This is a genomic window from Halovenus carboxidivorans (genome assembly GCF_009831575.1).
Taxonomy (GTDB): Archaea; Halobacteriota; Halobacteria; order Halobacteriales; family Haloarculaceae; genus Halovenus; species Halovenus carboxidivorans.
In genome coordinates, this window is the sequence record NZ_WUUT01000002.1 from 238529 (window position 1) to 257964 (window position 19436).

The 19436-nt window shown below is 65.2% G+C and carries 23 protein-coding genes; 12 read left to right on the top strand and 11 right to left on the bottom strand.

What is annotated here, in order from left to right; genetic code table 11:
* The first annotated feature begins 23 nt into the window (after window positions 1–23).
* A complete protein-coding gene (locus GRX03_RS06625) occupies window positions 24–785 on the top strand; it encodes a DUF7001 family protein (protein ID WP_159763420.1) in 762 nt (253 codons plus the stop codon).
* On the opposite strand, the gene GRX03_RS06630 is transcribed toward GRX03_RS06625, so the two are convergent.
* The 3 genes from GRX03_RS06630 to dcd are packed head-to-tail and all read right to left on the bottom strand — an operon-like array spanning window position 776 to window position 2917.
* Complete coding sequence (locus tag GRX03_RS06630) at window positions 776–1441, bottom strand: class I SAM-dependent methyltransferase (RefSeq protein ID WP_159763421.1); 666 nt, start codon at window positions 1439–1441, stop codon at window positions 776–778. The genes GRX03_RS06625 and GRX03_RS06630 overlap by 10 nt on opposite strands.
* Window positions 1434–2333 (bottom strand): thiamine-phosphate synthase family protein, encoded by a 900-nt coding sequence (locus GRX03_RS06635; protein WP_159763422.1) that lies wholly within the window; start codon window positions 2331–2333, stop codon window positions 1434–1436. Before GRX03_RS06635 ends, GRX03_RS06630 begins: the two co-directional genes overlap by 8 nt.
* The gene (gene dcd / locus GRX03_RS06640; RefSeq protein WP_159763423.1) at window positions 2330–2917 is read right to left on the bottom strand and encodes a dCTP deaminase; all 588 of its coding nucleotides are present in this window, start codon (window positions 2915–2917) and stop codon (window positions 2330–2332) included. Before dcd ends, GRX03_RS06635 begins: the two co-directional genes overlap by 4 nt.
* 85 nt (window positions 2918–3002) lie before the next feature.
* On the opposite strand from dcd, the gene pth2 reads away from it, so the two are divergent.
* On the top strand, window positions 3003–3341 hold the full coding sequence (gene pth2 / locus GRX03_RS06645; RefSeq protein WP_159763424.1) for a peptidyl-tRNA hydrolase Pth2: 339 nt from the start codon (window positions 3003–3005) through the stop codon (window positions 3339–3341).
* A gap of 3 nt (window positions 3342–3344) precedes the next feature.
* On the opposite strand, the gene GRX03_RS06650 is transcribed toward pth2, so the two are convergent.
* Entirely contained in the window at window positions 3345–5270 is a 1926-nt protein-coding gene (locus tag GRX03_RS06650) for a CheF family chemotaxis protein (protein ID WP_159763425.1), read from the bottom strand.
* A 114-nt stretch (window positions 5271–5384) separates the two neighbouring features.
* Here GRX03_RS06650 and GRX03_RS06655 point away from each other — a divergent pair, with 114 nt between their 5' ends.
* Window positions 5385–5660, top strand: coding sequence for a hypothetical protein (locus GRX03_RS06655; RefSeq protein WP_159763426.1), 276 nt, complete (start codon window positions 5385–5387; stop codon window positions 5658–5660).
* A 31-nt stretch (window positions 5661–5691) separates the two neighbouring features.
* On the opposite strand, the gene GRX03_RS06660 is transcribed toward GRX03_RS06655, so the two are convergent.
* A complete protein-coding gene (locus GRX03_RS06660; RefSeq protein ID WP_159763427.1) occupies window positions 5692–6618 on the bottom strand; it encodes a CheF family chemotaxis protein in 927 nt (308 codons plus the stop codon).
* 366 nt (window positions 6619–6984) lie between these two features.
* On the opposite strand from GRX03_RS06660, the gene psmA reads away from it, so the two are divergent.
* From psmA to GRX03_RS06695, 7 genes are all read left to right on the top strand, one after another.
* Window positions 6985–7725 (top strand): archaeal proteasome endopeptidase complex subunit alpha, encoded by a 741-nt coding sequence (gene psmA / locus GRX03_RS06665; protein WP_159763428.1) that lies wholly within the window; start codon window positions 6985–6987, stop codon window positions 7723–7725.
* Window positions 7718–8407 (top strand): proteasome subunit beta, encoded by a 690-nt coding sequence (locus GRX03_RS06670; RefSeq protein WP_159763429.1) that lies wholly within the window; start codon window positions 7718–7720, stop codon window positions 8405–8407. Before psmA ends, GRX03_RS06670 begins: the two co-directional genes overlap by 8 nt.
* A gap of 74 nt (window positions 8408–8481) precedes the next feature.
* Window positions 8482–9819 carry a tRNA pseudouridine(13) synthase TruD gene (truD, locus tag GRX03_RS06675; RefSeq protein WP_159763430.1) on the top strand — a complete coding sequence of 446 codons (1338 nt, stop codon included), beginning with the start codon at window positions 8482–8484 and terminating at the stop codon, window positions 9817–9819.
* A 111-nt stretch (window positions 9820–9930) separates the two neighbouring features.
* On the top strand, window positions 9931–11865 hold the full coding sequence (locus tag GRX03_RS06680) for an aldehyde ferredoxin oxidoreductase family protein (RefSeq protein WP_159763431.1): 1935 nt from the start codon (window positions 9931–9933) through the stop codon (window positions 11863–11865).
* Window positions 11866–11889: 24 nt separating this feature from the next.
* A complete protein-coding gene (locus GRX03_RS06685) occupies window positions 11890–12267 on the top strand; it encodes a hypothetical protein (RefSeq protein WP_159763432.1) in 378 nt (125 codons plus the stop codon).
* A 147-nt stretch (window positions 12268–12414) separates the two neighbouring features.
* The gene (locus tag GRX03_RS06690; RefSeq protein WP_159763433.1) at window positions 12415–13002 is read left to right on the top strand and encodes a hypothetical protein; all 588 of its coding nucleotides are present in this window, start codon (window positions 12415–12417) and stop codon (window positions 13000–13002) included.
* Window positions 13003–13009: 7 nt separating this feature from the next.
* Window positions 13010–13213 carry a helix-turn-helix transcriptional regulator gene (locus GRX03_RS06695; RefSeq protein ID WP_159763434.1) on the top strand — a complete coding sequence of 68 codons (204 nt, stop codon included), beginning with the start codon at window positions 13010–13012 and terminating at the stop codon, window positions 13211–13213.
* Between the two features lie 70 nt (window positions 13214–13283).
* Here the strand turns inward: GRX03_RS06695 and GRX03_RS06700 are convergent, their stop codons facing one another.
* Genes GRX03_RS06700 through GRX03_RS06710 form a run of 3 tightly spaced genes read right to left on the bottom strand, consistent with a single transcriptional unit; the run spans window position 13284 to window position 14344 of the window.
* Window positions 13284–13655: a hypothetical protein gene (locus GRX03_RS06700; protein WP_159763435.1), complete on the bottom strand. Its 372-nt coding sequence runs from the start codon at window positions 13653–13655 to the stop codon at window positions 13284–13286.
* 1 nt (window position 13656) lies between these two features.
* On the bottom strand, window positions 13657–13923 hold the full coding sequence (locus GRX03_RS06705; protein WP_368278121.1) for a hypothetical protein: 267 nt from the start codon (window positions 13921–13923) through the stop codon (window positions 13657–13659).
* Window positions 13924–13957: 34 nt separating this feature from the next.
* Window positions 13958–14344: a hypothetical protein gene (locus tag GRX03_RS06710; RefSeq protein ID WP_368278124.1), complete on the bottom strand. Its 387-nt coding sequence runs from the start codon at window positions 14342–14344 to the stop codon at window positions 13958–13960.
* A 110-nt stretch (window positions 14345–14454) separates the two neighbouring features.
* Between GRX03_RS06710 and GRX03_RS06715 the strand changes: the two genes are divergently transcribed.
* Window positions 14455–14871 carry a MoaD/ThiS family protein gene (locus GRX03_RS06715; RefSeq protein ID WP_159763436.1) on the top strand — a complete coding sequence of 139 codons (417 nt, stop codon included), beginning with the start codon at window positions 14455–14457 and terminating at the stop codon, window positions 14869–14871.
* 7 nt (window positions 14872–14878) lie between these two features.
* On the opposite strand, the gene GRX03_RS06720 is transcribed toward GRX03_RS06715, so the two are convergent.
* Window positions 14879–15154 carry a ubiquitin-like small modifier protein 1 gene (locus tag GRX03_RS06720; protein WP_159763437.1) on the bottom strand — a complete coding sequence of 92 codons (276 nt, stop codon included), beginning with the start codon at window positions 15152–15154 and terminating at the stop codon, window positions 14879–14881.
* A gap of 140 nt (window positions 15155–15294) precedes the next feature.
* On the opposite strand from GRX03_RS06720, the gene GRX03_RS06725 reads away from it, so the two are divergent.
* A complete protein-coding gene (locus GRX03_RS06725) occupies window positions 15295–16149 on the top strand; it encodes a hypothetical protein (RefSeq protein WP_159763438.1) in 855 nt (284 codons plus the stop codon).
* A gap of 85 nt (window positions 16150–16234) precedes the next feature.
* On the opposite strand, the gene GRX03_RS06730 is transcribed toward GRX03_RS06725, so the two are convergent.
* Together GRX03_RS06730 and GRX03_RS06735 are read right to left on the bottom strand one after the other, a co-directional pair.
* The gene (locus tag GRX03_RS06730) at window positions 16235–18127 is read right to left on the bottom strand and encodes a molybdopterin biosynthesis protein (RefSeq protein WP_368278126.1); all 1893 of its coding nucleotides are present in this window, start codon (window positions 18125–18127) and stop codon (window positions 16235–16237) included.
* Complete coding sequence (locus GRX03_RS06735) at window positions 18115–19329, bottom strand: molybdopterin molybdotransferase MoeA (protein WP_159763439.1); 1215 nt, start codon at window positions 19327–19329, stop codon at window positions 18115–18117. The genes GRX03_RS06730 and GRX03_RS06735 overlap by 13 nt, the downstream gene beginning before the upstream one ends.
* Between the last annotated feature and the right edge of the window lie 107 nt (window positions 19330–19436).

Consider the following 19436-nt stretch of genomic DNA (forward strand, 5'->3'; position numbering starts at 1 on the left):
TGTTCGGGCCTCGAAGGGGCAGTATGGTCGAGCAGGTTTCGATATACCGGGCACCGACGACCGTTGCCGACGCCGAGGAGATCGCCCGATGGCTCCGAGAGCGGATCGACGCCGCCGTCGACGTTCGTGATCGGTTTACCGCGGCGCACGCCGACGAACAGTTGGCCGAGGAGTTCGCCGAGACGCGCGTGCTCTCGCCGTACGAGCGCGAGACCGGCAACACGATGCTCGGCATCGTCCGCTACGAGGAACGCGCACTGGAGTCCCCGGAGCAGGCCGGCGGCGTCATCTACGACGGACTGGCTGTGCAACGGCTGTTCGGTGACCGACTCCCGGCGGACGAACGGGGTCTCGATCACCTCCACATAGTGCTCACGAGTCGCGTGCTGGGGACCTGGGGCGATCACGACGGGCGCTGGCACAAACGCGTCAACGTCCTCGGACAGCCAGCGCTGATCTCGGTCCCCGGCCTGTACGAGGCGCCGGCCAAGCCCGAGTCCTACTACAAGGAAAAGCAGAAACACGCGCTGGTCTCCGGAGATACGCCGCCCCGGGAGGTCCTCGAATCGCAGGTCGACGGCGACTTCCTCGTCGAGGACGACCCCCGGACGACGGACGCGCTGAAGGGCTACGCGCTACAGGCGGTCCACTACCTCGACACGGGCGAGGCGTTCTGTGAGCAGGACGGCTGTCGACTCGCCAACCCGCACCGCCAGCCCGGCGTGATCGACTCCCAACTCAGGGAGCCGGCATTCTGTGCGGAGCACGCCGACCGCTACGAGTGATCCGCCGGACGCCGACCCCGAGCGCACCGGACGAATCCGAGGCCGATGCGCTCGGTCCCGAACGCCGTCGTCTCTGCCCGGAGCGTGTCGCTGGCGTCGCGCCACCGCGATTCGAGCGCGGCCGCGGGCGATTTGCGGCTCAGCCGACCGCCGGGGCTGGAGGCTCTGACGAACAGCCGAAAGAGCAGGTTCAGCGGCGCCGCGAGGCGACGGTCGCTCCGTCCGGCGTTCATGATCGCGATCCGACCGCCGGGGGCGAGGTGGTCGATCCACCCCGAGACGGCCTCGCCGGGGTCGCGTAGCATACCGACGAGAAACGTCGCGATGATCGCGTCGGCCCGCTCGATCGGCGGTCGGGTAGCGTCGCCGCGAACGACGCCGACGTTCTCCCAGCCCCGTTCGTCGATGCGGTCGCGTGCGCTGGCAAGCATCGCCTCGACCACGTCGAGACCGACGACTCGTCCCCGCGGTCCGACGGCGTCGCGCAGGTACGGGAAGTTCGCACCGGTGCCACAGCCCATCTCGACGACGGTATCACCGGGCGAGAGCGAGAGCGTATCGACGACGTGCTCGCGCCAGGAGCGGACCCCGGGAGCCGTGGCGATGTAGTCGTAGAGCTGTGCCCACCGCGTGTAGAAACCCTGAACGTCAGTCATCGAGATCACGGACCGTCGTCGCGACGGCCGGCGCGTCGGAGCCGAGGATGTAGAGGACGGGTTCGACCCCGTAGCCGCCGGTCTGGTAGAGCACCGACGCGTCCGGCTGCTCCGAGAGGGCGGTTTCGATCGCCGTGTCGAGGTCAGCCTCCGCGTCGAACTCGACGGCGACCTGCCCCTCGTCGGTGAGCGTCTCGACCAACTGTTCGTCGTAGCTCACGTTCAGCGTCGCTCGGGCGTCGCTGCCGGCAGCCCGCGCGGCCAGAAGTACGCTCGCGACGTGCTGGCTCACGCCGAACTCCGGTTCGCCGGGGACGGTTAGCTGGCCGCGGATCGAGAGCAGTCTCCCCGGGACGCCGACCACGTCGTCTATCGTCTCCGCGTCCGGGAGGCACTCGACGAGATTCGAGCCGACAGCGGGAATTCGTCGCGGGAAGCCCGGCGTGTTCTGCAGGATCCGGAGTCCGCGCCGGACGGACGCGCGGGCGCGGTTGGCCTCCCGCAGTCTGCTGTCGGGGTCGTGGATGGCGAACTCGCCGTCGTAGGCGTCGATCTCCGGAACGGCCTCGGCGTGCAGGTCGGCCAGCACGCCGCCGCGCTCCAGTTCGCGGATGCAGATCTCGGCCTCGATCAGCGCCTCCGCCGTCGTCATCTCGCCGGTCGCGAGTCCGTCGGCCAGGCGGTCGACCAGTTCTCTGACGCGGTCGGTCTCCATGATCGCCTCGTTGCGCGCCACGTCGCCGTGGACGTACTTCGAGACGGCGCTTTGGCTGATGCCGAGTTGATCCGCGACCTCGATCTGCGTGAGACCGCGCTCGCGCAGCGCCTCGGCGAGCAGCGAGCGAAACGTCGGGAGAAACTCCTCGACGACGAGTTCCTCGACGAATTTCATTGTTCACCGCCGAACTCGCGGTCGCCGCCGATGCGTGAGGCCTGCGGGCCGGTCTGGTTCTGGTACTTCGAGCCACGCTCGCTCCCGTACGGCCGGTCGGCCGGACTCTTGAGTTCGGTAAAAGTGAGCTGTGAGATCCGCATGTCGGGATCGAGCGCCACCGGCGCGGCCCCGAGGTTCGAGAGTTCGAGGGTGATCTGGCCCTTGTAACCGGGATCGCACAGGCCCGCTGTTGCGTGGACGACGACTGCGAGACGGCCGAGCGAGGACCGCCCCTCGACGTGGGCGATCAGATCCCGCGGGATCTCGACGCGCTCTTTGGTCGTCCCGAGGACGAAATCCCCCGGGTGGAGGACGAACTCGTCGTCCTCGTCGATGACCGTCTCCTCGACGTAGTCCTCGACTTCCTGCTCGGAGTTGGGGTGGATGCAGGGGATGTTCGTTCGCTGGAACTCGAGAAAGGTCCGGCCGAGGCGCAGATCGACGCTCGCGGGCTGAATCTGGATCTCCGGGTCGTCGAGCGGTTCGATGACGAGATCGCCGTCTTCGAGGCGGTCGAGAATGTCGCCGTCGGAGAGTATCATACCTGGTAGGCGGGCCAGAGAGAGTTAAAATCCCCCGATCCGCGGTCCGCGTGGCTTTTTGTAGCCGGCTCACCGAACCCGAGACATGAAGCAGGCAATCGTCGCGCGTGCAGATCTGGGCATGGGTGAGGGGAAACTCGCCGCGCAGGTGGCTCACGCCTCCCTGCAAGCCTACGAGGAAGCGGACGGGGCCGCCCAGCGGGAGTGGAAAGGCGACGGCCAGAAGAAGATCGTCCTCCGGGCCGACAGCGAGGCCGACCTGTTCGAGATCAACGAGCAGGCCGACGTGGAGGGGCTGCCACACGCCCTGATCCGGGACGCCGGACACACCCAACTCGACCCCGGGACGGCGACCGCCGTCGCCGTCGGTCCAGCCAGCGACCGCGCCGTCGACGCCGTGACCGGCGACCTCGCTCTGTACTGACCGTCAGTCTGCGGACTCGTACAGCAGCGATCCGCCGCTGGTCACGAGATAGCCCGTCCCCGTCAGCGCGACGCCGGTTCGGCTATCCCGGACGAGACCGAGTTCCTTCAGCGAGGCGACGACACTCGCCACCCGACCGGTGTTCATATCGACGAGTGCCGGGAGGTTTCGGCCGTCGCCCGCGGAGTGCAGCGCATCCAGCACCTCCCGCTGTTCGTTCGACAGCGAGGCGTTGCGGGCCTTCCGTAGCTGTCGCTCGTGGTACTCGGTGAGGTACCGCGAGAGGATCTGCTTGTCGACCTCGTCGGTGGGACGGAGTTCCACCGTGACGACGTTCGCGTTCACCCGGAGGTGGTGGATCGTCAGCCCCATCTCGTAGCCGACTTCCGACTCCATCGGCTTCTCTTCGAGTCCGACAATCGTCGAGAGCCGGATCCGAACGGGCAGGCCCTCCGAATCGGGGTCTTCGAGTGTGAGCGTCCTCGGGGTCGTCGAGAGAATCCGCCGCTCGGGTTCGATCTCCTCGGGGTCTTCGAGCCCTTCGGAGAGGTTCGCGGTGACTGTCTCGACGTCCTCGAGCAACGACGCGAACAGCGTCTCCTGGAACTCCCAGCCGATGTCGCGGGGCAGTTCGCAGACGACGATCTTCCGGTCGTCGTGTTCGTCGTTGTAGGCGATCCCGACCGTCTCGTCGAAGACACCCTTGAGCGGGTCCGGGACGTATCCCGGGGCGACGTCGACAATCGAGTCGAAGGGGATCCGGAGCGTGTCGGCGACGCCAGTCTGGTCGCGCGAGACGAGCACGACCTCGCGCTGTCCGAGCACGACCGATCCGCCAGTGGGGCGGCCGCTCTCGATCCCCTGACCGGCGAACCGCGTCGAGACCGACACCTGAACCGGCGAGGTGACCTGATCGCGGTACTCCGTCGCCGTCTCCTCGGACCCGACCCCGGCCTCGCCGGTTTCGGCGTACTGGTGGCGCTGGGACTCGCGTCTCCGAACCCAGTCCGACAGCGACGCGCTGACCAGTTGTGAGCCGCTGTCGGCCGCCAGTTCGCGGAGGTCGATCCGGGCGGGATCGAAGGTGCTGTCGGCGGGCGGTTCGATCGGCCGCGGGTTGCGCCCGAGCGTGTCGACCTCCTCGGCGCGGTTGCCGCGCCAGCGAGCGTCGTACTCGGTGGGGTCGAACGGTTCGCGCTCGAAGGGGTTGGGATCGCAGACCAGCCGGTACTGCGAGTTCTCACCGCAGATGTCCGGTGCGGCGTCCGGACCGAGCGAGCGGTACATGTACTCCCGGAGTTCGCCGCCCCCGACGCGGGCGAACGCACCGGCGGTCTCCTCGTCGATTGCGAGGAGGTCTGCCAGCCGACGCGGGCCGAAGCCAGCCGTCGCGAGAAACTCCGCGGCCGAGGCACGGAGCGCCTCGGTGCTGATCGCCTCGGTGTCCAGTTCCCAGGCGTTCTCGGCGGCTTCGGTGACGATCCGTTCGATCCCCGCAACGTCGGTATCGAGATAGGGCCGCTCGCCGAGGACGCCGTAGAGCGCGGCGGTCAGCCGTCGCGACCAGCCGAACGGGATCGTTCGCGCTCCGTCGGCCCCGTCGGGCGGGGACCAGCAGGTCTCCGCGACAATCTCCTCGACGCTGCGGTCGCTTCCGGCCTCGGTTTTGCGCCGCCGGGCAGTCGCGAAACAGTACCGACACGCGCAGGGGTCCCGGGCGGGGACGTGTACCTCCCCGCGCTCCCAGTCTACCCAGTCCTCGTGGAGGTGAGTGATCTCCTCGGGGCGGAGTCCGAGTCGTCCCATCAACAGGAGTACGTAACAGGCGTCGCGTCGACGAGTTTCGTCTTCGATCGTCAGCCCGCCGAGATAGAGGCTATACAGCCCCTCAGCAGAGAGCGCCTCCGCGGGCGACAGCGATGAGGCCATTGGTGGCAGTGGGACCTGCCAGAATGAAAATCTATCCCTGCCGGCCGAGCACCCGTTCTCTCGGCGGCGAAAACCGGCGAGACGTATTTGTTCGAGATCGTTCTACTCGTAAATATGGCAGACGAGACAGTTCGGGTCTGGCTGGTCGAGCGGACCTACTCGGACGACGAGCAGAACCTGATCATCCTCACGTACGCGACGCCCGACGGGGAGCAGTATTTCCGCAAGGAGCGAGCGCTGACCTCCTACACCGACACGCGCGGGACGACCGCGGCAGTCGACGCCGACCCCGAGAATCTCGGCGCGGTCGATGACGAGCGACTCCGACGGCGGTACGCCGCCGAGGCCGAGCGGATGGCCAGCGTCCACGACCCCGACGACGAGATCTGACGACCGCAGCCGAGAATTGGACGGCCTCGGATCAGATCATCTCGTGGGTGAACAGCATATGCCCCGTCTGTGTGAGTTCGAGTTTCGTTCCGGTTTCCTTGACCAGACCCCGCTGTTTGAGCGTCTCGAGAATCGTTGCGAGTTCCTCCGGTGTCTTGTCGAGAGCCGCGATCAGGGCCCGGTCGCGGCCGTCGTGAGAGTTCTGGAGAGCCCGTAGTACGTCCTCCTGGTCCGGATTCAGCGTGAGCCGCTTGATCTTCTCGACGCGGCGGTTGTACTCCCACATCAGGATCCGGCGAACCAGCGTGTGCTCGCGGTCCGAAACGAGCCGTATCTCCGTCGTCAACGGCGGCCCGATGAGTTGGAGATACCGAACCGACAGCGCCGGGACGTGCTCGCCTTCGTAGTACATCTGTACGTCTTCGAGGTGGATGATCGAGGAGAACTTGATCGTCGTCCCCGTCCCTCGGTCCCCCGTCCCGCCGAATTCGAGTTCGTAGGGGTGGGCATACAGCGTCTCGACCTCCGGTTCCTCGTCGGTCTCCTGTTGGCCCCGCTCGACCGGGTGGGCAATCGCCGCCGGAACGCCGTCGAGGATCGCAGAGAGCAGCCCCGTCAGAAACCGGCGAGTCGACATCTCGATCGGTTCGATAATGAGGATCCCTTTGTTCCGCGAGCCAGCGTACGAGAACATGACACTGGTATCGAAGACATCACTGTAGGCCTGCGGGGCGTATCCGGGTGCGATATCAGTCAGTGAATCGAGATCCAACTCGATGCTGGCGTCGCCGCTTTCGATGACGAACCGGTCGGTGCCGAGCGTGATCCGTCCGCTCGTGGGTTCGTGTTCGGAACTGCTCTCGACGACGAACGCGATGTCCGCCGAGATTACCGGCTTCTCGACGGTACCGCCGTCTGCCCGGATGGCCTGCTCGTCTCCCGAACCCACCTCACGCATAGCTTGGCGATTCACACCCGGTCGTAAAATTCCCACCTATAGATATCACGTTTGATAATTGGAGGGGAATCAGGCGGTTCGTGAGACAGACGCGCCCGCGAGCGCCAGTTGTCGGGGACGGAGACGGCCGATATCGAGGGAACGAACCTCCGAGAAATCGCCCGAACGAAGCGCGAAGAGCGGTATTTTCCGGTGGCAGAAGGGCTTTACTTCCAAGTCACCAACCGTCTAATAGCGGTTATACCCCCTTTCAGGCGCCTCTTCGGGATATCGTGTCGTTGCGGTTGGTGCGTATGCTACCGCAAAGCACCAATTTATATACGAGAGGCACTAACGAAAGGTAAACACAACCAGTGTGAATATCCAATGCAAGGAAACCAACAACAGCAAGCCTACGACAGAGGAATAACGATCTTCTCGCCGGACGGTCGGCTCTACCAGGTCGAGTACGCCCGCGAGGCGGTCAAGCGGGGCAGCGCGAGCGTCGGTATCAGGACGGCGGACGGAGTCGTTCTCGCGGCGGACCGACAGACTCGCTCGCCGCTGATCGAGGAGGAGAGCATCGAGAAGATCCACGAGGCGGACGAACACGCCGGGATTGCGAGCGCGGGTCACGTCGCAGACGCGCGCCAGCTCGTCGACTTCGCTCGCCGCCAGTCTCAGGTCGAGCGTCTGCGCTACGACGAGCCGATCGGGATCGAGACGCTGACCAAACGGACGACCGATCACATCCAGCAGTACACCCAGACGGGCGGCGCGCGGCCGTTCGGTGTCGCGCTGCTGATCGGTGGTATCGAGGACGGCGAGCCCCGGCTGTTCGAGGCCGACCCCTCGGGCACGCCCTACGAGTGGCAGGCAGTCGCCATCGGCGGCGGCCGCGAGGACATTCAGGACTACCTGGAAGAGGAGTACACGCCCGAGATGGATCTCGACGGCGGCGTGACCCTGGCGCTTGAGGCGCTCGCAGAGGGCACCGACGAGCTCGACGCCGAGAGCGTCGACATCGCGACCGTCGACACGGAGTCCGAACAACTACAGTCACTCTCCGGCGAGGAAGTGACCGACTACGCGGCCGAGGCCGACCTCGGAGGTGAAGACGATGAATGAACCAACTGACTTCCCACAGAACCCATACGAACCGGAACTCGGATCGTTCGAGGAGACCAGCGAACAGGACAGCGATGCCGTCGTCAAGACCGGCACCACCACGGTCGGTGTCAGCACCGACGACGGCGTCGTAATCGGCACGGACCGACGAGCCAGCCTTGGGGGCCGGTTCGTCTCGAACAAGAACGTCACCAAGGTCGAACAGGTCCACCCGACGGCGGCGCTGACGCTGGTCGGCTCCGTCGGCGGCGCGCAGTCGTTCATCCGGACGCTCCGGTCGGAGTCGAATCTCTACGACAGCCGACGGGGCGAACCGATGTCGATTCACGCGCTGGCGACGCTGGCCGGGAACTTCGCCCGCGGCGGCCCGTTCCTGGCGATCAACCCGATCCTGGGCGGCGTCGACGACGAGGGCAGCCACGTCTACAGCATCGACCCCGCCGGCGGCGTCATGAAAGACGACTACACCGTCACCGGCAGCGGAATGCAGCTCGCACACGGTGCTCTGGAGGGCGAGTACGACTCCGACCTCTCGATCGAGGAGGCAGAAGTGCTCACTGCCCGCGCGGTCCAGGCCGCGACCGAACGCGACACCGGGTCCGGTAACGGACTCGTCACCGCGACGGTGACCGACGACGGCGTCGACATCCAGGAGTACGACGCCGCCACTGACCTGCTGTAATCGGCAGGTCTACGGTTGTCACGTCTGCGCCGACACCTCTTTCTTTCCGCGCCTCACACCGGTAGCCACGGCTAATGCGGCAGGCACATCCAGTCGAGCGCGAGGTCGGCATCGAGTACTACGTCACCGACAGCGACGGGACCGGCGGTCGGCTCCGGGTCGAACCCGAGGATTTCCGCGTTCGGGAACTCGAACAGTTCGCGTCCGAACCCATCGACGCGTCGGCGGAGAAATACCCCCACCTGCTCGTTCGGGCGACGCTGCGCCGCTGGGATACCAACGACTTCGCCCGAGAGCTGTCGAACCGGCTCGGAATCTCCCGGGAACGCGTCTCCTGGGCCGGGACGAAGGACAAACACGCAGTGACCACTCAGTTGTTCTCTATCGAGGGGATCACCTTCGAGGCGTTGCCGGAGATCTCCGGCGTGGAGTTCGAGCCAGTCGGACGAACCGGACGGGCGATCCTGTTCGGCGACCTCGCGGGCAACGCCTTCGAGATCAGAGTCCGCGACGCCGACAACCCCGAGCGCGCCACCGAGATCACGGCGGATCTACGAGCCTTCGGCGGCGGCGATCGGGTCACAGTTCCGAACTTCTTCGGCCAACAGCGGTTCGGCAGCAAGCGGCCGGTGAGCCACGAGATCGGACTGGCGATGGTTCGCGAGCAGTGGGACCAAGCAGTTATGACCTACGTAGGTAATGCCTCGGAACGGGAACCAGAGGAGACCCAGCAGGCACGGCGGTTCGTCGAGGAGACGCGCGAGTGGGGCGAAGCGCTCGACCGGATGCCGGAGTATCTCGGCTACGAGCGGTCGATCATTCACGAACTCGACCGTCGGACCGACGGCGGTGCTCGGACGGCCGAGGAGGCCGACTTCCGTGCGGCACTTGCGGAGTTGCCCGACAATCTCACCCAACTGTTCGTCAACGCCGCCCAGTCGTACCTGTTCAATCAGATGCTCTCGAAACGGCTGGATCGGGGGCTGCCGTTCGACGAACCGGTCGAGGGGGATGTCGTCTGTTTCGCCGACAGCGACGCGCCGTCGGGACTCGAACTCCCGGATCAGGACCGGACCCAGCGCGTGACGGAAAGTCGGCTCCGGTCGGTTCGCCGGCACTGCGAGCGCGGCCGTGCGTTCGTGACCGCTCCGCTCGTCGGAACGGAGACGGAGTTCGCCGAGGGGGAACCGGGGGAGATCGAACGCGAGGTACTCGCGGATGCGGAGCTCGAACCCGGGGACTTCGAGATTCCCGACGAGTACACCTCGACGGGAACGCGCCGGGCAGTCCTCGTTCGGACGACACTGGACGTCGAGACCGACCCGCTCGAACTGTCGTTTTCGCTCCCCCGCGGGTCGTACGCGACGGTGATGTTACGGGAGTATCTGAAAACAGATCCCGCGAACCTGTGACATCCGCTTCCGTCTCCGCCGACGCTTAAAAGTCGCGAACGGTACGGTAACTGATTGCGGTTCCACAGAATCATTAAGTGGCTGGTAGCCCAGTATATGCAATAGAGATTCATGACTGATCTTGGCGGATTCCACGACAACGTAGCGAGGATCGATCTCAGCGAGGGAGAGATTGCCTACGAGGGAATTGACGACGAGGATGCAAAGAAGTACATCGGTGCTCGCGGACTGGGGGTAAAGTACGTCTTCGACCAGGGGCCAGACGTCGATCCGCTGGGGCCGGACAACCTGCTGGCGTTCATGAACGGGCCGCTCACGGGGACTCAGGTCACAATGAGTGGGCGGATCGCCATCTGTACGAAGTCTCCGCTGGCCGGTCAGGTCACCGACTCCCACCACGGGGGATGGAGCGGTGCACGGCTCAAGTGGGCCGGCTTCGACGGGCTGTTGTTCGAGGGGCAGGCCGACGAACCGGTGTACGCCTACATCGAGGACGGCGAAGTCGAACTCCGCGATGCCTCCCACCTGTGGGGCAAGGGCGTCCACGAGACCCGCGACGCCATCGAGGAGGAGATCGACGGCCAGTACGGCAAGAACCTCTCGATGATGGCGATCGGTCCGGGCGGCGAGAACGAGGTCCGGTACGCCTGTATCGTCAACGAGGACGACCGTGCCTCCGGCCGAGGCGGAACGGGCTGCGTGATGGGCAACAAGAACCTGAAGGCCGTCGTCATCAAGTCCTCGACGAAGATGCAGAAGCCGGCCGATCAGGAGACCTTCCGCGAGGGGCACAAGCAGGCGATGCAACTCATTCAGGAGTCGGAGGTCACCGCGCCGAACGAGGGCGGCCTCTCGATGTACGGGACGAACGTCCTGATGAACGTCACGGAGGAGATGGACGGTCTGCCGGTTAAAAACGGCAAGTACTCCTCGACGCGATCGATGCGGGAGTCCGAGGGCGGCGACATCGACGCCGAGGGCGTCTCCGGGGAGTACGTCCGTGAGAACATCCTCGTCGACGAGCCGACCTGTCACTCCTGTCCGGTCGCCTGTAAGAAGGAGGTCGAAGTGCAGGCGATGCACAAAGGCGAGGAGATGAACGTCCGGATGGAGTCTTTCGAGTACGAGTCCGCGTGGGCGCTGGGTCCCAACTCGGGGCACACCGACCTCGACAAGTCGGTGCTGATGGTCGACAAGTGTAACAACCTCGGTATCGACACCATCGACGCCGGGAACACCCTGGCGATGGCCATGGAGATGACCGAGGAAGGGAAGTTCGACGGTCTCGGCGACGGCATCGACTGGGGCGACGCCGACGCGATGGTCGAGATGCTCGAACGGATCGCCCACCGCGAGGACGAACTCGCGGACCACCTCGCCAACGGTCCGAAACACCTCGAAGAGGAGTTCGACGCGCAGTCGAACTCCCTGGCCGTGAAGGGACAGACGATGGCCGCCTACGACCCGCGAGCGATGAAGGGAATGGCCATCGGCTACGCCACCTCGAACCGTGGTGCCTGTCACCTCCGGGGCTACACCCCGGCGGCCGAACTGCTCGGCATTCCGGAGCAGGTCGACCCTCACGAGCACGAGGGCAAGGGTGAGCTGTGTGCCACCTTCCAGGACCTGCACGCGATCAGCGACTCCTTCGATATCTGCAAGTTCAACGCCTTCGCGGAGGGAATCGAGGAGTACGTCCTCCAGTACAACGGTATGACCGGCCGCGACGTGACCGAGGAGGAACTGATCGAGGCCGGCGAGCGCATCTACAACCTCGAACGGTACTACAACAACCTCGCCGGCTTCGACGGCGACGACGACACCCTCCCGAACCGCTTCATCGAGGGCCACGAGGAGGCGATTCCGGCCCAGGGCGGTAGCGAGGGCGAACTCGCCGAACTCGACGAGATGAAAGAGGAGTACTACGAGGTCCGTGGCTGGGTCGACGGCGTCGTGCCAGACGAGAAACTCGACGAACTCGACATCGACATCGGCCCGGGAACCGGTGTCTCCAGCGGCGACTCGGCGGCACCTGCCGACGACTGATCGCGCACTACCTTCCAATTTTTTATGAGTGACGAACACGACTTCGAGTTCCGAGTAGAGTCTCGTCTGACCAGCCACGGCGTCTACGTCGACGAGGTGGTCGACGAGGGCGACGGCTACAGTCTCACCTACGAGTCGGTCAACGTCGAGAACCAGGGGATGATCCCCCACCGCGAGGTGGGCCGAGTAATCAACGTCTTCCGGGACCTGCACGACGACGACTGGTCCGGTGCACGCATCGAGGCGGAGGTGATGGATTTCGACGGCAACGAACTCGGCACCTGGCACGTCGAGGCCGAGTGGATCGACCGCCTGCACAACGGCGACCTGTCGGAGATCGAGTTCTCGCAGAAGGTCATCGAGACCATCGAGCCAGTCGAGGAGCCACCTGAGGGAGAGTAGCCGGGCTGGTGTCAAACCCCAGTACAACCCGGGCCGTCAGTATGTGCTCGCGCGCGGAGACGGTTGCGAGGGTACTGATGGGAGCGTGTCCAGCCCGGAGTCCGTGGAAAATACTTATTACGATGTGTAAAGATATCTTTACACAACATGGCAGCGAAAAGCAACGTTGCCGCTGTGAGCCTCTTCGCGTTCGGCTTCGTACTGCTATTTGTCGGTGCGTCGGGTAGTTTAACCGGAGCCCTCGCAACTGTGCTCTCTGTTGGCGGGATTGCTCTGCTGTTCGTCGCCGCGGTGTGGATCGACGTGTTCGACGCTGGCTCGATCCTGGAGCCCGAACTCGACCGTCGCAAACTCCTCCGGAACGCGGTTTCAGTGCTCGGAGCCCTCCTGTTCATGGCGGTGCTGTTCCGGGAGACGATTCCAGAGAGACTCAGGATCACGCTCGGAGCGATTGGACTCGTCGTTCTCCTCGGGTCGGCCTACTGGTACCGATGGCGCTCGCCGGTCGACGAGTACGACGAACGAGAGCGACAGATTCGGTACCGGGCGGCGTCTACGGCATTTCTCGTCCTGAACGGGATGTTGTTCGCGGCGCTGTTCGTCGCGTACGCGGCTGGGAGAGCAGCCACTGAATTGACGGGGGCGACGGCGGTACCCATCGGCGCGGCGTTGATGATAGTCGGCGGCGGCGTCGTATTCAAACTCTCGGAGGGGTGGTATCGCGCGCAGATGTAAGGGGCCGATGAAGAATAACCTGAAGGTGTGGCGGGCGAAGCAGGACGTAACCCAGGCCGAGTTAGCCGAGGCTGTCGATGTCTCACGGCAGACGATCAACGCCATCGAGCGGGGACGGTACGACCCGAGCCTGTCGCTTGCCTTCGAACTCGCAGACTATTTCGACTGTTCTGTCGAGGACATCTTCACGTACGATCCGGAGACCGAGTAAACGCCTGAAGTGGGCTGGACCTACGCTCATCGGCGTCGGGTGTCTGAGAAGCCATCCGAAATCTGTCGAGTTACTCCACGGGATTCACCGCGAGCACGTCTCGGATCTCCAGTGAAGTCTCGAACTCCTCCCTGCGGTCCATCCGGCGGCCGTCGCGTTTGAACTGTTCGGCGTGCGTTCGCGCGACGGCCTCGGTCTCGCGCTCGGTGAGCCCGACCGCCTCGCCGACGGTCTCCCAGCGGCCCTCCTCAGCGAGGAAATAGACGCCGTCTCTGTCGGTGTCGATCCGCTCGAACCGGCGGTCGTACTCCTCGACGCGTCCGACGAGATGTTCCTGCACGTCCGCCAGGAGATCGGAGAGCCGAGCGAGCGAGACGCTGGCTTTCGCACCGGCCAGCAACACGACCTGTCCCTCGATGGGATGGCTCGGCTCCTCGATCATCTCATCCACCGGCACGGATGGCCTTCTGTGAGAATCTCTCGATGACCGGGTCGAGCGTCTCGGCGCTCTCGCCCTCGAATTCGACGGTCACCTCGGTCAACTTCATCGACGGGCCCACAGAGACCTTCTCGGAGGAGAGCGTCGCGGACCAGCCGTCGCCCTCGACGCGGTCCTGTCCGTCGACTCGCTCGCCGCCGACGTTCTCCAGATAGCCGAGTGCGGCGCGGACCGAGATGCCCCGATACGAGCGGGTCCGTTCGACGCTCACCGTCGCTCACCCCCGCGACCCAGCCGGACCGACATCAGGAGCCACCACCCGGGCGGATGCCGTCCTGGAAGATACGGGCGTGGCGCTCGCGGTCGATCCGGTCGGCCAGATCCTCGTGATCGTAGATCTGCTGGATCACGGCGGCGTGCAGATCTCGCCACGCCATCGCGTAGATTGGAGACTGGCCCCAGGCGCGGAGTTCGACGACGTAGCCGTCGTACTCCTCCCACCGGGTCTCGAAATGCTGGATGTGATCGACGACGGTGCTGACCGCCTCCTCGTCGTCTTCGACGGTGAGCGCGGCGTTGAGCTCTCGCTCCCAGCCCTGGATGGCCTTGCCCATATCCTGCTTGGTATCGTCGCTATCCGGCGGCAGCGATTCGATAATCCCTTCGGGTATGTAGAGTTCGATTTCGTCCACACCACCCTTTGGGCAGGCGGACCAATAAAGCTGTACGCGTCCGTCGGATGCCCGGATCGACGAACGTGTTCGGGTAAAGATTCTCGGGGGGGAATCACATACCATCGACTATGCAGACGAAGGCAGAACTGGAGGCCGAGAAAACAGAACAGACCCCGGATGTCGAGACGACGGTGACGGTCCGCTGTACGGGCCACGTCAGGACCGAAATCGGAGTCGGGCGGTTCGACTACACCTTCGAGGGCGACACGCTCCGGGAGTTCCTCGCCGAGTTCTTCGAGGAGTACGACGTGAAGGACATGTTGATCGCCGAGACCGAGGAGGAGGCGATGACGGAGGGATGGGCACCGGAGTTCGGTGAACTCCCCGGCGAGAACTACAACAAGAATCCCGAGGGCGAACAGAGCCGACGGTTCGCGCGCGTCCTCGTCAACGGGACGTTCAACGAGCACATCGACGGCCTCGACACGGAACTCGGCGACGAGGACCGCGTGACGCTTATCTATCCGTTCATCTACTGCTGTTGAACGCTGGCTACCCGCCGGCAACCGGGGGGAAGACGCTCACGGTGTCGTCGCTCTCGAGTCGCGTCTCGGGGCCGTCCATGTAGGTGATGTCGCGGCCGTTTTTCATAATACTCAAAAACTCTCGGACCTCCCCGTCCTCGTTGAAGATATCGACCTCCGGATACTCGGCCTCGACATCTCGGAGGACGCTTCCGACCGTCGCGTCCCCGTCGACTTCCCACCCGATCTCTTTCTGTCCGACAGCCTCCCGGAAGTTCGCGAAAAATCGCAACTCGACGTTCATACCCGTATACAAGGGACTGCGCGTTATAAAACACACCGGAGCCGATGCCGACGACCACGGGCGGTGGACATCCGGTTACGCCACCGGAAGTTCCGAAATACTATCAAAAATCTAATATTACTTCACTCCGGTTCCGAAATATGTCACCGGATACGTTGACACGGCGACAGTTCGCGGCCGTGGTCGCCGGAGCGAGCGTCGGACTCGCCGGGTGTTCGAGCGGGTCCGACGACGGATCGAACGGCGGAACAAGTGGCCCGCCCGGCTACACAGACTGGCTTCCGAGCGCGGACGCGCTCGGATACGCGCGTTACTCGTTCAACGCCGTCAGTTACGACGACATCCGCGAGAACGAGGAGGCGTTGCACGAGGATGTCTATCAGGGGTTCGTCGAGGACACGAACAACTCCTTCGCCGGCGAACTCGGACTCTCGTTTTCGGATCTGTCTTCGGTCGTCTCGGCTGCCGAGGTCGAACACCTGAGTGGAACGTTCGGCCGGTCGACGATCGTCGACGCGCTCTCCGGGACCGAGATGGAAGAGCGGACCGACTACTCCGGGTTCACCCTCTACGCGAGCGGGTATCAGGGTGTCGGGGTGCGAGACGGGGAGGCCGTCGTCACGCAGCAGGCGTTCGGAACCGGCAGCGATCAGATCGTCGAGACCCTGCAGACGATGGTCGACGCCGGCGCGGGCGAAACACAGCGCCGGGTCGAAGCCAACGACGATTTCGAGTTACTCGTCTCGAAACTCGGAGACGGATCCTTCGTCAGAGGCGAGACGAGACCGAAGGTAGAGTCGGCCGACCCCGAGGAGGGACTGTTCTCCGGCGTCGTCGCTCGCGGCACGAGCGTCACGATCAACGGCGACCGGTCGACGGCGGTCTACGCCGATGTCTTCGAGCAGGAAAGCGACGTGAGCATGGACGAGATCGAGACGTGGCGGGAGTCCTCACGGCGGTTCCGACGGGTCGCGCAGGAGACCGAGACGAACTGAGACGGCCGAGCGACGACAGTCAGGGCACAGTTCCGGACCGACCTCTCCGGGTTCCGTCTCCTCTTCGAGCACAGCTAAGACGCTGTCAGTGCTCGCCGGCCTCGATACCGGCGAGTCCGTCAGCGAGATCCGCCGGGGGTAACAGCGCCTCCAGCGCCTCGACGCCCGGTTTCTCCGCCCGGTCCGGCGCGGCGAGCACGCGAACCGACTGCGTGCCGAGGGAGACGAACGCCAGTCCAAGCGGTTCGGCGGAGGCTCTGAGTCCGAGTGCAACATCCGCCTTGCCGGCCAAGACCCGCCGCGGTGGGCTCTCGTAGGCCTGTGCAGTCAGCGTATAGCCCGAGATGTCCTCGGTCAGCGACGCGCGGTCGGTCCCGCGTTCGTCCGCCAGCCGCTCGACGGCGTCGTCGAAGGACCGACGCAGCCCCGACTGGCGGCCCCTGTTGACGAACCGAAGCTCCGAGTCGACCAGATCGGCGACGCCGGCGACGCCGTCGGGGTTGTCTGCCGGGACGAGTAGCCCCCACTCCCGCGACCAGCCGCCGAGTTCGACCGTCTCGACCTCTCGGTCGGTCGGGCCGGCGACGACGGCGACATCGGAGATGCCGTTGCGGAGCCGTCGGAGTCCTTCACGGCTTCCCAGCGAGAGATACCGGGGACTGTCGAGGCGGTCGAGCAACCGCGAGAGCAGCGGGTCGTCCTCGCCGATACCGAGCAGTTCCGGCGGGCGCACGTCCGCCGAAAACAGCGTGACCTCGACCGTCTGGCCGGCGTCGAGTTGTTCGGTCTCGGGAGCGAGTTCGACGGTGCCGTCGGCGTCGACGAGACTCGTCGTCGCCCCGCTACCCTTGTCGACGGGGTAGACGAGCAACTCTCCGTCGCCGTCCTCGACCAGTCCGACCGGCATCAGCCGCGTTCGTCCCTCCTTGTACCGTTCGGTGACGGCCATCTCGCCGGTGATCCGCTCGCGCTCGCGCGGGGGTTTCCCGGCCGCGTCTCTGATCTTCGGCGCGACGAAGTGTCTGAAGATTGTCAGCGCCGATACCGGGAATCCGGGGAGGCCGATGTACGGCGTGTTCTCGAACCGGCCGACGAGCATCGGTTTGCCCGGTTTGACCGCAACGCCGTGACGCAGCAAGTCGCCGTGTTCGTCGATCAACTGGTAGATGTGATCGGCCGCGCCGGCGCTGGTCGACCCCGACGACAGCACCAGATCACACTCCTCGGCGGCCGCGGTGAGCACGCGTTTCATCTCCGGGAAGTCGTCGCCGACGATCGGATACACCTCGGGGGACCCACCCGCCTCCTCGATGCTCGCCGCAATCGTCTGGCTGTTTACGTCGTAGATCTGGCCGGCGTCGCTGTCGAGGGCGTTCCCGGGCGCGACCAGTTCGTCCCCCGTCGAGAGCACGCCGACCGTCGGCGGCGAGCGGACCGGCACGGAGTCGACCCCGAGCGCAGAGAGCAGTCCGATCTCCCGTGCGGTCAGTTCCGTTCCCGGCCCGAGGGTTCGTTCACCGGCGGCCACGTCCGACCCGGCGACCATGATACCGTCTCCGGGCGCGACTGCCGTTCTGACGGTCACCGTCTCGTCTTCGCGGGCGGTGCGTTCGACCATCACGACCGCGTCCGCACCCGGCGGGACGACGGCCCCGGTCGCGATTTCGACGACCGTTCCGGGCTCGACCGTTACCGCTGGCTGTTCGCCTGCGTCGACGCGGCCGACCTGTTCGAGTTCGACCGGATCGGCCTCGGTCGCCCCGAAGGTGTCCTCGGCCCGGACCGCGTAGCCGTCCACGTTCGAGCGGTCGAATCCCGGCACGTCGATCCCCGCGTCGATCCGCTCCGCGAGCACGCGACCGCGCGCCTGTGCGAGCGGCACGGTCTCCGTCCCCGTGTTGATCTCTAACTCGGCGATGAGCGCGTGCACGTCCTCGGGGTCAGCGAGGTCGCGAAACTGCTTTCTCACGGCGACCACTCCCAGTTCTGGACCGGAACAGTCTCGCCCTCCGCGAGTCCTTCACGCTCCTCGGGGACGACCACCCACCCGTCGGAGAGGGCGACGCTCGACAGCACACCCGCCCCGCTGGCGCGGACGGTCGTGGCGACCCGACGGCCGTCCTCCTCGTCGACCCGGACCCGGGCGAAGGTCCGCAACCCTGGCTCGCTGTAGACCTTCTCGGTGAGTTCGGCCTCGACTGTCGGTGGCTCGTCGAGCGGCATCGACCCGACCCACTTGATCGCCGGCCGAAGGAACTGGACGGCGTTGATCAGACAGGAGACCGGATAGCCCGGCAGCATGAGGACGGGCGTCCCCTCGACGGTCCCGAACGCGAACGGGTGGCCCGGCTTGATCCCGACGCCGTGGACGTGGATCTCCCCGAGTTCGGAGACGACCTCCGGCAACAGGTCGCGTTTGCCGACCGAGGAACCACCGGTAGTCGCGATCAGGTCGTGATCGAGGCTGTCCGTGATCGCGGCATCGAGTTTCCCCGTGTCGTCGGTGACCACGTCGTGATAGGTCGCCTCCGCACCCCAGGATTCGGCCAGTTTCGAGACGGTGAGTCCGTTCGTCTCGATGATCTCACCGGGGTCGGGGTCCGACTGCACGAGTTCCTCGCCGGTCGGGATGACCGCCACACGCGGACGCTCGAAGGCCGTCACCTCGGTGTTGCCGACCGATCTGAGCAGTCCGACGTCCGACGGCCGGAGCCGGTGGCCCGGGTCGTACAGTTTCTGGCCCGCCTCGACATCCTCGCCGACGGGGCCGACGTTTTCGCCTTCGCTGACGCCGTCGAACACCTCTATCTCCTCGCCCACCTCGTCGACGTGTTCGATCATGACGACCGCGTCCGCTCCGTCCGGGAGCTTACTTCCGGTGTGAACCTGGCTGGCCTGGCGGGGCCCGACCGGTTCGTCGGTCGCGTCCAGGATCTGCGGTGAGCGATCCGACGCGCCGAAGGTGTCTTCCGCTCGGACGGCGTAGCCGTCCATCGCCGCCCGCGGATAGTGCGGGACGTTTCGCTGTGCAGTGATCGATTCCGCGACCGTCCGCCCGACCGCCGCGCCGAGGGCGACCTGTTCGGTCCTGTCGTGTGCGCTGACCTGCTCGCGCAAGGCCTCTCGCGCGTCGGTCAACGACGCTCGGTCCTTGAAGGGGCTGTGTGAGTGTCCTGTCATAGGTGGTATCTGTGACCGCTCACCCTCCGGAGATGAGCGGGGCTGGTTGCTCGTTTGCGATGTGGAACGCGACGGGCAAAAGCCGTCGGGCTCGAACGTCCGAGAGA